Here is a 13,824-nt window from a genome sequence, read left to right as displayed (position 1 = left end):
GGAGTCGTTGCTGCCGCAGGCGGTGAGCGAGAGGGTGGCGGCGACGCCGATGGCGGCGAGAGCGGTGATGCGGGTGTACTTCACGGTGTTCCCCCGGGAATAGCTCGGTGCGTGCGGTCTGAAGTATTTGTATCCCGCACCGAGTCACAGGCGGTCCTCCGCGACGTCTTCGTTCCGTCACAGGCGTATCGACCTCACGGTCCGCCAAGGCGGCCAACAGCGATTCCCAGCGCGAAGCCGGTGGGGCGGTACGACAGGCGCTGGCTCGTTTGCCACCGGACGAGCTCGCGTTCGCCGTGCCGGTGAAGGCAAGCCGCCAGATAGCGATCACGTGGTCACGAGTGGGGACCACGGTGCTGCCGGCGATCAGCGTGGTGCCCCTCCGGAACCTCTTGCGAGGCTGCAGGGCGGGCGAGGGCCCGAGGTGGGCGTTGATTCGGTCCGCGGCTGACTCGGAACTCCGGCCAGTGGGGCGGACTGCGGCACGGTGAGGTTCGTCCGCCAGTACGCGGCCACCAGCAGGACGCTGTTCTCCGGCGTCAGGCACTCCACCAGTTCCTCCACCATTCCCACAGGCATCCCGGCCCCGACCTGTGGTGGTGGCGGCGATACCCCCGCACCCTCACCAAAGACCTCGGGCGTTCGCTTCACTCGGTCGGTGCCATCGGCATCGGCCTTGACCCAGCATGACCCCCGAGCTCGTGGGGCTACGGGACGACTCTCAGGGACTCGATCCGCCGGACGGGCTGCCGGTCCCCTCCGGCGCGGCCGTGGTGAGACGGGCCGCCGACCCGATCGTGGCGCGCGCCTCGTGCTCGGTGAGGCCGGTGCGGACGGCGGCGTGGGTGAGGGCGTCGGCCAGGGCGTCGCCGTAGCCGTGTTCGTAGGCGCGGCAGGCCGCCCAGAAGAGCCGGGCGTTGCGCTCGCCCTCGCGTGCCGCGAGCACGAAGCGGACCAGACCGCGGCCCCGGTCGGGCCGGCTCGCGCGGACCGCGCGGCGCGCGGGAGGCAGGAGCAGGCGCAGGAGTGCCTGGGGGCAGGGCGCCGGAGGCAGGTGGGCGGTGCCCGGGGCGACCCGGTAGCGGCCGTGCGCGGTGACCGAGCCGGGGCCCACCAGATAGCCGCCGGTGCCCCGGATGTCGATGCCGGGCGCGAGCCGGCTCGCGGAGTTCGGTACGGGGACGCCGGGCGGGCCGGTCAGCCAGATGTGCCGCCCGCCGCTGGGGGTGAGGACCACGACGGTCGGCGGGATCGTGAACAGGTGGTGCAGGGCCAGCCGCCGGAGCGCTGCGGAGGAGTCGCCGCTGCCGACGGCGTCGATGTCCAGGTCGATGCCGATGAGGTGGTGCGGGGGCCGCCCGCAGGCGATGCCGTAGCCGGTGGCCCAGGGGGCGGCGGCGAAGAGGGCCCGTACGGCGGCCGGGTCGGTGGTGGCGTCGTGGACGCCGTGTCCGGGAAGGCCGCACGCGCCCCGGCAGGCGGACCGGTGGTCGTCGTTCCGGTGCGGAGAGGGCAGCGCGGGGAGCTTGCGGGCGGTCAGCGGGATGACGGGGAGCCCGCGCTCGGCGGCGGAGAGCGCGTGGGCGAGGGCCAGGGTGGCGGTGCGCCGGTCGGTGATGGCCATGGTTCTATTTTCGTTCAGGTGTTCGAAAATGGGAAGGGGGCGTGGCGTGGGCGGGCCGGGCGCCGGAACGCTTCTTCCCTTGGGGGTACGGGCTCGGGTGGCGGGCGGCCCCGGGTGGGGCGCGTACGGGGCGTGGGCTGGGGCTTCTGGGGGTGCGAAGGTTTATCGGTGCTTCCTCACGCATGCGGGGGAATCGGGTCGCGCGGGTGGTTCACCGGGGAATCGGCGGGCAGCTCTGGTCTCGCGACGTCGTGACCAACACCGGGGCGGTCGGCCAACTGCCTCGGGACAGCCGTACTTCCGGTTCCTGGAGGAATTGACATGGCAAGCATCCGTACCGCTCGTACTCTCGCCGCTGTTGCCGCCCTGCCCCTCGCCGCCGCGCTCTTCGGTGGTGTGGCCCAGGCCGACAACGGCTCGTACGCGAACGACGGATCGAACGCGGCCGTCGCGACGGTCGCCGGCAGCGGTGTCGGCGGCGACAACACCGGCAACTCGTCCACGTCCCAGCAGCAGGCCGTCGGCTCCGGAGCGTCGAACCGGAGCAACTCCGCGCAGGTGAGCGGTTCGGCGTTCACCGTGATCGACCAGCACAGCGACAACGTCGCGGTGAACTTCACCAACCTCTGGTGAGCCGTAGCCGGTCATGGACCGGTCGGGGGTCGGGCCGGGGCCGGCGGGAACAGCGGTCCGCGCGAGGGCATTCGGTGCCCCGCGCGGACCGTTCCACGTCGCGGGAGGTGTGGGGCGAGGGGTGTGGCCGGGTGCCGGTGACCTTGACAGGGATCCATATCTGACGGACAGTCAGAAATCCTGATCCGTACGCCCCGTGTCCGGGAGGCAGCCGCCGTGCACCTCGCCCAGACGGAACGCCAGCGACAGCTGCGCGCCGAACTCCGCACGTACTTCCGCGAGGTGGTGCCCGGGAGGGAGGCGGGCACGGCCCCGGGGGACGGGGATCCGGCCGGGCAGCGGCGCGTGCTGCGCAGGATCGGCGCCGACGGGATGCTCGGGCTCGGCTGGCCCGTCGAGTACGGCGGCCGGGGACGCGGCGCCGACGAGCAGTTCATCTTCTTCGACGAGGCGTACCGGGCGGGCGCTCCCGTCTCGATGGTCACCCTCAACACCGTCGGCCCGACGCTCATGAAGTACGGGACCGACGAGCAGAAGGCGTACTTCCTGCCCAGGATCCTCAGCGGCGAGCTCGTCTTCGCCATCGGCTACAGCGAACCCGAGGCCGGCACGGATCTCGCCTCGATGCGCACCAGGGCGGTGCGGGAGAGCGAGGGCGCCGGTGGCCCGGACGGCGCCGAGGGCGGCGGCCACTGGGTGATCGACGGGCAGAAGATCTTCACCAGCAACGCCCAGAACGCGGACTGGATCTGGCTCGCCTGCCGTACGGACCCGGACGCGCCCAAGCACCAGGGCATCTCGATCGTCCTCGTCCCGACCGATGCCCCCGGCTTCTCCTGGACGCCGATCGAGACCGTGGGCGGGCTCACCACGACGGCCACGTACTACGACGGGATCCGGGTGCCCGCCACCAACCTGGTGGGTCCGGAGAACGGCGGCTGGGGGCTGATCACCAACCAGCTGAACCACGAACGGGTGGCCCTCGCCGCGATCGGGATGCAGGCCGAGGACTTCTACGACGCGGCCCTCGCCCACGCCCGCACCCCCGACCCCGTGACGGGAAGTCGCCCGGCCGACGAGCCGTGGGTGCGCGCACGGCTGGCCGAGGCGCATGCCCGGCTGGCGGCGACGCGGCTGCTCAACTGGCGCCTGGTGGGGGATGTCGGGGCGGGTTCGCCGGCCCCGGGCGAGGCGAGCGGGGTGAAGTTCGCGGGGACCGAGAGCGCCGTCGAGGTGTACCGGATGTGCCAGGAGATCACCGGGGAGGCGGGCCTGGTCCGGGGCGGTTCGCCCGGCTGCTTCGGGGACGGGGAGCTGGAGCGGATGAACCGGGCGGCGCAGATCAACACCTTCGGGGGCGGGGTCAGCGAGGTGCAGCGGGAGATCGTCGCGACGATGCGGCTCGGCATGAGGAGGGGCAGGCGGTGACGGCCGTGCGGGAGGGGCGGGAGGTGTCCGAGGTGCGACAGATGCCCGAGGAACGGCGGCAGGCGTCCGGGGAGCCGGACGAGCTGTACGGGCGGCTCAAGGCGTTCGAGGGGCGGGCGGCCGCCACGGCGGGCACCGGCAAGGACCCGGTCAACGAGCCGATGATCAGGCACTGGTGCGAGGCGTTGGGGGACACGAACCCGGCGTACTCGGGGCCGGACGCGATCGCCCCGCCGACGATGCTCCAGGCGTGGACGATGGGCGGCCTGTCGGGGCACACCGACCGCTCCGCGGCGTACGAGGAACTCTTCGGCCTGCTCGACGGCGCGGGCTGCACCTCGGTGGTCGCCACCGACTGCGAGCAGGAGTACCTGCGGCCACTGCGGCCCGGGGACCGGATCACGTTCGACGCGGTCATCGAATCCGTGTCGGAGCGCAAGACCACCAAGCTCGGCACGGGCTACTTCGTCACCACCCGCATGGATGTCCGGGCGGACGGGGAACCTGCCGGGACGCACCGCTTCCGGATCCTCAAGTACGCCCCGGCGGCGCCAGGACGGGCGTCGCGCGACGGCGGCCGGAAGCTGCGCCCGAGGCCGGTGATCAACCGGGACAACGCCGGATTCTGGCAGGGCGTCGCCGAGCACCGGCTGCTGATCCAGCGCTGCGGCGACTGCGCCGCACTGCGCTTCCCCTGGCTGCCCGGCTGCAACGCCTGCGGCTGCCAGGTGTGGGACACGGTCGAGGCGAGCGGCGAGGGCACCGTCTTCAGCCATGTGGTGATGCACCACCCGCCCTTCCCCGCCTTCGGCGCCGACGGGCCGTACGCGGTGGCGCTGATCGAGCTGGCGGAGGGGGTGCGGATGGTCAGCAACGTCATCGGCGTGCCCTGCGACAAGGTCCGGGCGGGCATGCCGGTACGGCTGGAATTCCTGCGCACGGACGACGAGCTGGAGCTTCCGGTCTTCCGGGGAGGCGAGGGCTGAGATGGATTTCGCACCCACCGAGGAGCAGACCGCGGCGCAGGGGCTCGCGGCGCGGATCTTCACCGATCTGTCGACGCCGGAACGGCTGGCGGTGGCCGGCACGGGGACGGACGCCGAGCTGTGGAAGGAGCTCTGCGCGGCCGGGCTGACCGCGGCCGTCGAGGAGACCGGGCTGCTCGGCCTGGTGCTCCTGCTGGAGGAGCAGGGGCGCACGACGGCGCAGGTGCCGTTCGCGGCGAGCTGCCTGTACGGGCTGCTGGCCGTCGCTGGGCACGGCACGGGCGAACAGCGGGAGCGACTGCTGCCGCCGCTGAGGGACGGCACCGCCGTCGCCACCGGGGCCTTCCCGGCCCGCGGCGGGATACGGGCCGACGACGCCGGGCGGCTGAGCGGCGTCGTGCCGTACGTGCCGTGGCTGCGGGACGCGGACCTCGTCCTCGTCCCGGACCGGGAACGGCGGCTGTGGATCGTCCGGACCGCCGACCCCGGTGTGCTGACCGAGCCGGTGGAGACCACGGCGCCGTGGTCGGCGGCGCGGCTGGTCCTGGACGGGGCGTCCGGGGAGCGGCTCGGCGGCGCCGGGGCGTACGAGGCGGTACTGGCCGCGGGGCGGACGGCGTTCGCCGGGCTCCAGGCCGGGGTGTGCGCCGGCTCGCTGGCCCGCGCCGTCGCCCACGCGAACACCCGCGAGCAGTTCGGGCGCCCGCTCTCCACCAAGCAGGGCGTCCTGCTGCGCGCCGCCGACGCCCACATGGACACCGAGGCGATCCGGGTCACCGCGTACGAGGCGGCCTGGCGCCATGACGCGGGGCTGCCGTACGGGCCCCAGGCGCTCACCGCGGCCTGGTGGGCGTCGGAGGCGGGAAAGCGGGTGGTGCACACCGGACAGCATCTGCACGGCGGCACCGGCGCGGACCTCGACCACCCCGTGCACCGCCACTTCCTCTGGGGGCGGCAGCTCGACGCCTATCTGGGCTGCGGCGGCGAAGTGCTCCAGGAACTCGGTGAGTCACTGGTGAAGGAGGACACGGAGTGAAGGTGAAGGCCGGTGACGAGCTGGCGCCGCTGGAGATCGAGGTGACCCGCACCCTGATCGTGGCGGGCGCGATCGCCTCCCGCGACTACCAGGACGTGCACCATGACGCGGAGCTCGCCCGGGAGAAGGGCTCCCCGGACATCTTCATGAACATCCTGACGACCAACGGCCTGGTCGGCAGGTACGTCACCGACCGTCTCGGCCCCACGGCCGTGCTCCGCAGGGTCGCGATCAGGCTGGGCGCGCCCAACTACCCCGGGGACACCATGGTCCTGAGCGGCACGGTCACCGCCGTCGGGGACGACGGGACCGCCGAGGTGGAGATCGTCGGGTCCAACGGTCTCGGCCGGCATGTCACCGGCACGGTGACCGTGGGCGTTTCGCGGGGGGCGGCATGAGTGTGCGCAGGGCCGATTCGCTCGGCGGCAGGGCGGCGGTCGTGGGGATCGGCGCGACCGAGTTCTCCAAGGACTCGGGGCGCAGCGAGCTGAAGCTGGCCGTCGAGGCGGTGCGGGCCGCCCTCGACGACGCCGGGCTGACCCCCGCCGATGTGGACGGCCTGGTCACCTTCACCATGGACACCAGCCCGGAGATCACCGTCGCCCAGGCCGCCGGCATCGGCGAGCTGTCGTTCTTCTCCCGTGTCCACTACGGCGGCGGGGCGGCCTGCGCCACCGTCCAGCAGGCGGCCCTGGCCGTGGCGGCCGGGGTGGCCGACGTCGTGGTCTGCTACCGCGCGTTCAACGAGCGCTCCGGGCGCAGATTCGGCTCCGGCGTGCAGCAGCGGGAGCCCACCGCGGAAGGCACGGCGCTCGGCTGGAACCTGCCCTTCGGACTGCTCACCCCGGCCTCCTGGGTCGCCATGGCAGCCCAGCGCTATCTGCACGCCTACGGGCTGACGCCGGACGCCTTCGGCCATGTCGCGGTCACCGACCGGCGCCATGCCGCCCGGAACCCCGCCGCGTACTTCTACGGGAAGCCGATCACCCTGGCCGACCACGCGGCGTCGCGATGGATCGTCGAACCCCTGCGGCTGCTGGACTGCTGTCAGGAGACCGACGGCGGACAGGCGATCGTCGTCACGAGCGCCGAGCGGGCCCGGGACCTGCGGCGGCCGCCCGCCGTGATCGTGGCCGCCGCGCAGGGCGCCGGGCGGGCGCAGGAGCAGATGACGAGCTTCTACCGCGACGACCTGACCGGCCTGCCGGAGATGGGGGTGGTCGCCCGGCAGCTCTGGCGCAGCTCGGGCCTGACCCCCTCCGACATCGACGTGGGGATCCTCTACGACCACTTCACCCCGTTCGTCCTGATGCAGCTGGAGGAGTTCGGCTTCTGCGCGCCGGGCGAGGCGGCCGGCTTCGTCGAGGCGGACGCGCTGCCCCTGAACACCCACGGGGGCCAGCTGGGGGAGGCGTATCTGCACGGGATGAACGGCATCGCGGAGGCGGTCCGGCAGATCCGGGGCTCGTCGGTGAACCAGGTGCCCGGGGCGGCCAGGACCCTGGTCACGGCGGGAACCGGCGTCCCCACCTCGGGCCTGATCCTCGGCACGGACGGCTGAGCACGCCCGGCCGGGAGCGGCGTCCCGGGCCGGGCGCCATGTCAGGGGGCGCCCCTGAGCCCCCAGGACGACGACTCCACCTACAGGAGGTGGAGCAGGCCCTGCCCCTACACCCTGAGGCGGACGCGGTTTCGGGACCTGGGGCCGATCCCCGGAGCCGCCCCCGCTCCTAGCGTGGAGCCATGACCACGCCAGTCTGCACGGGCAGCTCCGGGGGAGCCGCCACCACCGGACACGCGCCGCACACGCCGCACCCGGGACACATGTCGCACGCCCTGCACACCACGGGGCACGGCTCACCCGGCCAGCACGGATCACGCGGCGCACGCCCCGCGTACGGCTCGCGGACGCCGTACGACCCGTATCCGTCCTTCTCCTCCTTCGTCCGGGCCAGAGGGCCGGTGCTGCTGCGCGCCGCGCGCTCGCTCACCGCCAACCCGAGCGACGCCGAGGACCTGCTGCAGACCGCGCTCACCAAGACCTACGTCGCCTGGGAGCGGATCGAGGACCACCGGGCGCTCGACGGCTACGTCCGCCGGGCCCTGCTGAACACCCGGACCTCGCAGTGGCGCAAGCGCAAGGTCGACGAGTTCGCCTGCGACGAACTGCCCGAGCAGGAGGCCGTCCCCGGCCCCGATCCGGCCGAGCAGCAGTCGCTGCACGACGCGATGTGGCGTGCCGTGCTGAAGCTGCCTGACCGCCAGCGGGCGATGGTCGTCCTGCGTTACTACGAGGACCTGAGCGAGGCCCAGACGGCCGAGGTGCTCGGGGTCTCCGTCGGCACGGTGAAGAGCGCGGTGTCGCGGGCACTCGGCAAGCTCAGGGAGGACCCGGAGCTCGCTCCGGTGCGCTGACCCCCGGCAGTCCGGCCGCGCCGGCCAGGCGTGATTTTGCCGACCGACGCCGATTCGTATCCCCGGAACCAGTGACATACCGCCTGGTACGTGAGCAGAATCAGGCCAACCTTACTGCCGCGTAGCGCCCACCGGGAGGACGCCGTGCTGAGCACCATGCAGGACGTACCGCTGACTGTCACCCGCCTCCTCAAGCACGGGATGACCATTCACGGGAAGTCGCAGGTCACGACCTGGACCGGCGAACCCGAGCCGCAGCGGCGCAGCTTCGCCGAGATCGGCCGGCGGGCGACGCGCCTCGCGGCCGCGCTCCGCGACGAGCTGGGTGTCGAGGCCGACCAGCGGGTGGCCACCCTCATGTGGAACAACGCCGAGCATGTCGAGGCGTACCTGGCGATCCCCTCGATGGGCGCGGTCCTCCACACGCTCAACCTCCGGCTCCCGGCCGAGCAGCTGGCCTGGATCGTCGGGCACGCCGACGACAGGGTCCTCATCGTCAACGGCTCCGTGCTGCCGCTGCTCGCGCCGGTCCTCCCCCGGCTGACATCGGTCGAGCACGTGATCGTCACCGGTCCGGGCGACCGTTCGCTCCTCGACGGGGCCACGCCCCGGGTGCACGAGTACGAGGAGCTGATCGCCGGCGGCGCCACCCACTATGACTGGCCCGAGCTGGACGAACGCCAGGCCGCCGTCATGTGCTACACCTCCGGCACCACCGGCGACCCCAAGGGCGTCGTCTACTCCCACCGCTCCATCTACCTGCACTCCATGCAGGTCACCATGGCCGAATCGATGTCCTTGACCGACAACGACACCACGCTGGTGGTCGTCCCCCAGTTCCATGTGAACGCCTGGGGGCTGCCGCACGCGGCGTTCATGTCCGGCGTCAGCATGCTCATGCCGGACCGGTTCCTGCAGCCCGCCCCGCTCGCCGAGATGATCGAGCGCGAGCGGCCGACCCACGCCGCAGCCGTCCCCACCATCTGGCAGGCACTGCTCGCCGAGGTCACCGCCACCCCGCGCGACATCAGCTCCATGGCCCGCGTCATCATCGGCGGCGCCGCCTGCCCGCCCTCCCTCATGGCGGCGTACGACAGGCTCGGCGTCCGCCTCTGCCAGGCCTGGGGCATGACGGAGACCTCGCCGCTCGGCACCATCGCCCACCCGCCCGCCGGACTGACCGAGGAGGAGGGATGGCCCTACCGCATCACCCAGGGCCGCTTCCCGGCCGGGGTGGAGGCGCGGCTGGTCGGCCCCGGCGGCGAGCACCTGCCGTGGGACAACGAGTCGGCCGGTGAGCTGGAGGTGCGCGGCCCCTGGATCGCCGGGTCCTACTACGGAGGCAGGGACGGCGAGACCCTGCGCCCCGAGGACAAGTTCAGCGAGGACGGCTGGCTGAAGACCGGTGACGTCGGTGTGATCAGCGAGGACGGCTTCCTCACACTCACCGACCGGGCCAAGGACGTCATCAAGTCCGGCGGGGAGTGGATCTCCAGCGTCGAACTGGAGAACGCCCTGATGGCGCACCCCGACGTGGCCGAGGCGGCGGTCGTCGCCGTCCCGGACGAGAAGTGGGGCGAGCGCCCGCTGGCGACCGTGGTGCTCAAGAACGGTGCGAGCGCCGACTACGAGGCGCTGAAGGACTTCCTCGCCACGTCCGGCATCGCCAAGTGGCAGCTGCCGGAGCGCTGGACGGTCATCGCGGCCGTACCGAAGACCAGCGTCGGCAAGTTCGACAAGAAGGTGATCCGCAGGCAGTACGCGGAGGGCGAGCTGGACATCACCCGACTCTGAACCGGGGCCCGGGGGAACGACGAGGGCGGTACGGGAGTCGTCCCGTACCGCCCTCGTCGCGTTCCGCGTACCGGTTCGTCCCGCGTCTCAGTTCGTCCCGATCTTCGCGAGCAGATCGACGATGCGCGACTGGACCTCTTCGCTCGTGGACCGCTCGGCCAGGAAGAGAACGGTCTCGCCCGAGCTGAGCTTCGGCAGCTCCGACCCGGTCATGTCGGCGGAGGTGTAGACGACCAGCGGGGTCCGGTTCAACTGACCGTTCGCACGCAGCCAGTCGACGATCCCGGCCCGGCGGCGGCGTACCTGCATCAGGTCCATCACCACCAGATTGGGCCGCATCCGGGTGGCGAGCGACACCGCCTCGCTGTCGGTGGAGGCCCGCGCCACCTGCATCCCGCGGCGTTCCAGGGTCTCCGTCAGCGCCAGCGCGATCTCCTCGTGCTCCTCGATCAACAGCACCCGGGGCGGATGCTGTTCGCTGTCGCGCGGGGCGAGTGCCTTGAGGAGCACGGCGGGGTCGGCACCGTACGCCGCCTCCCGCGAGGCCTGCCCGAGCCCGGCCGTCACCAGCACCGGGACCTCGGCCGCCACCGCCGCCTGCCGCAGCGACTGCAGGGCCTTGCGGGTGATCGGGCCGGTCAGCGGATCGACGAAGAGCGCGGCGGGGAACGCCGCGATCTGGGCGTCGACCTCCTCGCGCGAGTGCACGATCACCGGCCGGTAGCCGCGGTCGCTCAGCGCCTGCTGGGTGGAGACATCGGGCGCGGGCCAGACGAGCAGCCGACGCGGATTGTCCAGCGGCTCCGGGGGCAGCTCGTCATCGACCGGCTGCGGCGACGGACGGTTGGCGACCTCGACGGCGCCACCGGGACCGTCCAGCGGCTCCGGCCCCTCGGCGCCCTCGTCGGGCGCCCCTATCGCGTACGCACGCCCCTCGGCCTCCGGCGCGGAGCGCAGCTGCCCCGGACCCTGGCCCGGGATCTGCGCCGGGGCGGACGGGGACGGCGCGGCCTGCGAGGTGCGCTCGCCCTCCGGCGGCGCGGCGAGCTTGCGGCGCCGCCCGGCACCGCCGAGCGTCTGGTTCTGCTGGTGCGCGAGGTGCTGGGCGAAGGGCACGCCCTGCCCGAGCGTCCGCACGCTGAACGCGCGCCCCTGCGTCGAGTCCGACGAACCGCCGGGCACCGGCGCCTCCGCGGGCAGCGGCTGCCTGCGCGCGTCCGCCACGGGCGGGACGCCCTGCGGATGGCCCTCCGCGTCCTCCGGGGAGCCCGGGACGGCCGTGGTGCCGGTGGCGTGCGTCGTCGGCCCGGCCGCGGGCCGGTCCGCACCGTCGTCGGGCAGCTCCTCGGCCCGCTCGTCCGGGGCGGCGGGCGCCTCGGAGTGCCGGGCCCGGCGGCGGCCGGTCGGTACGGGGTGCGCCTGGGGCGGTGTGTGGTCCTCGCCGGGCACGACGCGTACGGCGTCATGGCGGCCCGGCAGCGCGGCGTCCGCGTCGGCCGGCGCCTCGGGAGCCGGGGCCGGGGACCGGTCGGCCTCCGCGGGCGGGAGCGCGAAGGCGGTACGGGGCCCCGCGGGCTCGGCCTGGGCGGTCCGCTCCTGGGCGGCCGCCAGCGCCCGCCGGGCCCGCCGCCCGCTCGGCTGAGCAGCCTGCGCGGATCCGGAACCGTCACCGGGCCGCGGGCCCGACTCGGAGCCGGCCGCCGGAGCCGGCAGGGCCAGCTGGTTCTCGGCGCCCTGACGCGCGCGGTGTCCGCCCGCGGGCACCGGCACCGGCATCTGCCCCTCGGCCGGGACGCCCTGCGGCGGAACGGTCTGGCCGAGCTGCGGCCGGCCACCGCCGCCCTGCGCGCCCTCGGCCGCCGTCACCACGGCCCCCTCGGACGGCGCCGCGGCCGCGGGCAGCGCCAACGCCTGCCCGGCGCCCTGTCCTTGTGCCTGCTCGGGCAGCTGGACCCCGGCCTCGGCCGGACTCGGCCGCCCCCGCCTGCGTCCCGAACCGCCGCCCTGCGTGTCCTGCGCCCCCGCCACCGCGTGCTCGTCCTGCGCACCGGGCTCACGACGTGCCCGCCGCCGCCCCGTCGGCTCGGCCGCCGCCGTGTCACCGGACCCGTCACCGGCCCCGGAACCGCCCACCGGGCTCTCCAGGAACGCGTCCGTGGACGCCCGGCGGGCCCGCCGCCGCCCGCCGCCCGGCTGCTGCCCGGCCGCCCCGGGCCCGGGAGCGGGCTGCGCGCCGGCCTCCGGCTCGGACGCGGGCGACGTCACCGTGCCCGAACCCGCGCCCAACGGCACTTCGAGCACATACGCGCTGCCGCTCATCCCCGGCACCTCGTGCGTCTGGAGCACGCCGCCGTGCGCCCGCACGATCCCGCGCACGATCGGCTCGTGCACCGGGTCTCCCCCGGCGAACGGCCCGCGCACCTCGATCCGTACGACCTCGCCGCGCTGCGCCGCCGCGACGACGACCGTGGAGTCGACGTACCCGCCGCCCGGCACCACCCGGGCCTTGCCGGTCGAGTCGACCCCGGCGACGTCCGCGACCAGATGGGCGAGCGCGGTCACCAGCCGGGCCGCGTCCACCTCTGCCTCGATCGGCGGCGCGTGCACGGCGAACTGGGCGCGCCCGGGACCGATCAGCTCGACGGCCGCGTCGATACCGGCCGTCACGACCGAGTCCAGCAGCACGTTCGCCTTGGCCAGCTTCTCGGAGCCGGCGTCCAGGCGCTGGTAGCCGAGCACGTTGTCGACGAGGGTGGTCATCCGGGCGTAGCCCGCGGCCAGGTGGTGCAGGATCTGGTTCGCCTCGGGCCACAGCTGCCCGGCCGGATCGGCGGCGAGCGTGGAGAGTTCGCCGCGCAGCTCCTCCAGCGGGCCGCGCAGCGATTCGCCGAGCACGGCGGTGAGCTGGGTGTGCCGGGCGGTCAGCGCCGCCAGCAGGTCGGCCTGCGCCTCCAGCTCGGCCGCGTACCGCTCGGTCCGGTCGGCCAGTTCCGTGCTGTGCCGCTCCGTCAGTTCGGCGAGCTCGGCGGTGTGGCTCCCGGTCAGTTCGGCGAGCTCGGCCCGGTGCTGCGCACCGAGCTCCTCGTACGGCCTGCGGTCGGTGAACGTCATGACGGCGCCGACCAGCTGGTCGCCGTCCCGGACCGGTGCGGTGGTCAGATCGACCGGCACCTGCGCGCCGCTCTTGGACCACAGGACCTGGCCGCGCACCCGGTGCTTGCGCCCGGACCTGAGGGTGTCGGCGAGCGGCGACTCCTCGTACGGGAACGGCTCGCCCTCCGTCCGCGAGTGCAGGATCAGCGGATGCAGCTCCTGGCCGCCCAGATCGCTGGCGCGGAAGCCGAGGATCTGCGCGGCGGCGGGGTTGACCAGGACGACCCGGCCGTCGGTGTCCGTTCCGACCACGCCCTCGGCCGCCGCCCGCAGGATCATCTCGGTCTGCCGCTGCGAACGGGCCAGTTCGGCCTCGGTGTCCACGGTGCCCGACAGATCCCGCACGACGAGCATCAGCAGTTCGTCGCCCGTGTAGCTGCCGCTGTAGGTGCTCTGGAAGTCGTTGTACGCGGCCTGCCCGTCCTCCAGGCTGGCGCTGGTGACCTCGACGGGGTACTCGGTGCCGTCGGTCCGCCGCGCGGTCATCCGGGTCGGCTTCGTACGGCCGCGGTCGTCGGAGGCCTCGGGGCGGCGCATCGACCCCGGGATCAGCTTGGAGTCGAACTCGGGCAGCAGGTCGAGGAGCCCGCGACCGACGAGCGCGGTGCCCGGCGTCTCGAACATTTCGAGCGCGATGGTGTTGGCGTTGACGACCGTGCCGTTGCAGTTGACGAGCAGCAGCCCGTCGGGGAGTGCATCGAGTATGGCTGCGAGGCGAGCAGCGCCCCGGGATGGCCTGCTGCTCACGACGACGC

10 protein-coding genes and 1 pseudogene are annotated in these 13,824 nt (G+C 73.5%); 8 read left to right on the top strand and 3 right to left on the bottom strand.

The features are described 5' to 3' along the window. Positions 1 to 322 precede the first annotated feature (322 nt). Both ACWCPY_RS39605 and ACWCPY_RS39600 read right to left on the bottom strand, forming a co-directional pair. Positions 323 to 534, bottom strand: a pseudogene (locus ACWCPY_RS39605) (IS5/IS1182 family transposase); the annotation flags it as partial. Between the two features lie 187 nt (positions 535 to 721). After that, entirely contained in the window at positions 722 to 1,624 is a 903-nt protein-coding gene (locus tag ACWCPY_RS39600) for a bifunctional DNA primase/polymerase (protein ID WP_451273491.1), read from the bottom strand. Between the two features lie 321 nt (positions 1,625 to 1,945). Here ACWCPY_RS39600 and ACWCPY_RS39595 point away from each other — a divergent pair, with 321 nt between their 5' ends. The 8 genes from ACWCPY_RS39595 (at position 1,946) to ACWCPY_RS39560 (ending at position 9,916) form a co-directional block, all read left to right on the top strand. Next, the gene (locus ACWCPY_RS39595) at positions 1,946 to 2,257 is read left to right on the top strand and encodes a hypothetical protein (protein ID WP_451273489.1); all 312 of its coding nucleotides are present in this window, start codon (positions 1,946 to 1,948) and stop codon (positions 2,255 to 2,257) included. Positions 2,258 to 2,473: 216 nt separating this feature from the next. Further along, entirely contained in the window at positions 2,474 to 3,685 is a 1,212-nt protein-coding gene (locus tag ACWCPY_RS39590; RefSeq protein ID WP_451273487.1) for an acyl-CoA dehydrogenase family protein, read from the top strand. 41 nt (positions 3,686 to 3,726) lie between these two features. Next, positions 3,727 to 4,671: a bifunctional MaoC family dehydratase N-terminal/OB-fold nucleic acid binding domain-containing protein gene (locus tag ACWCPY_RS39585; protein ID WP_451273495.1), complete on the top strand. Its 945-nt coding sequence runs from the start codon at positions 3,727 to 3,729 to the stop codon at positions 4,669 to 4,671. 1 nt (position 4,672) lies between these two features. Continuing rightward, the gene (locus ACWCPY_RS39580) at positions 4,673 to 5,707 is read left to right on the top strand and encodes an acyl-CoA dehydrogenase family protein (RefSeq protein WP_451273485.1); all 1,035 of its coding nucleotides are present in this window, start codon (positions 4,673 to 4,675) and stop codon (positions 5,705 to 5,707) included. 2 nt (positions 5,708 to 5,709) lie between these two features. Next, a complete protein-coding gene (locus ACWCPY_RS39575) occupies positions 5,710 to 6,105 on the top strand; it encodes a MaoC family dehydratase (protein WP_451273493.1) in 396 nt (131 codons plus the stop codon). Beyond that, positions 6,102 to 7,268 (top strand): lipid-transfer protein, encoded by a 1,167-nt coding sequence (locus ACWCPY_RS39570; protein ID WP_451273483.1) that lies wholly within the window; start codon positions 6,102 to 6,104, stop codon positions 7,266 to 7,268. Before ACWCPY_RS39575 ends, ACWCPY_RS39570 begins: the two co-directional genes overlap by 4 nt. 182 nt (positions 7,269 to 7,450) lie before the next feature. Beyond that, a complete protein-coding gene (locus ACWCPY_RS39565; protein WP_451273481.1) occupies positions 7,451 to 8,122 on the top strand; it encodes a SigE family RNA polymerase sigma factor in 672 nt (223 codons plus the stop codon). 144 nt (positions 8,123 to 8,266) lie between these two features. Further along, entirely contained in the window at positions 8,267 to 9,916 is a 1,650-nt protein-coding gene (locus ACWCPY_RS39560) for a long-chain fatty acid--CoA ligase (protein ID WP_451273479.1), read from the top strand. An 87-nt stretch (positions 9,917 to 10,003) separates the two neighbouring features. On the opposite strand, the gene ACWCPY_RS39555 is transcribed toward ACWCPY_RS39560, so the two are convergent. Beyond that, positions 10,004 to 13,816 (bottom strand): PAS domain-containing protein, encoded by a 3,813-nt coding sequence (locus ACWCPY_RS39555; protein WP_451273477.1) that lies wholly within the window; start codon positions 13,814 to 13,816, stop codon positions 10,004 to 10,006. Positions 13,817 to 13,824: the final 8 nt, after the last annotated feature.

The organism is Streptomyces sp. NPDC002403 (assembly GCF_053593015.1).
This window is presented reverse-complemented; position numbering and strand designations above follow the sequence as displayed.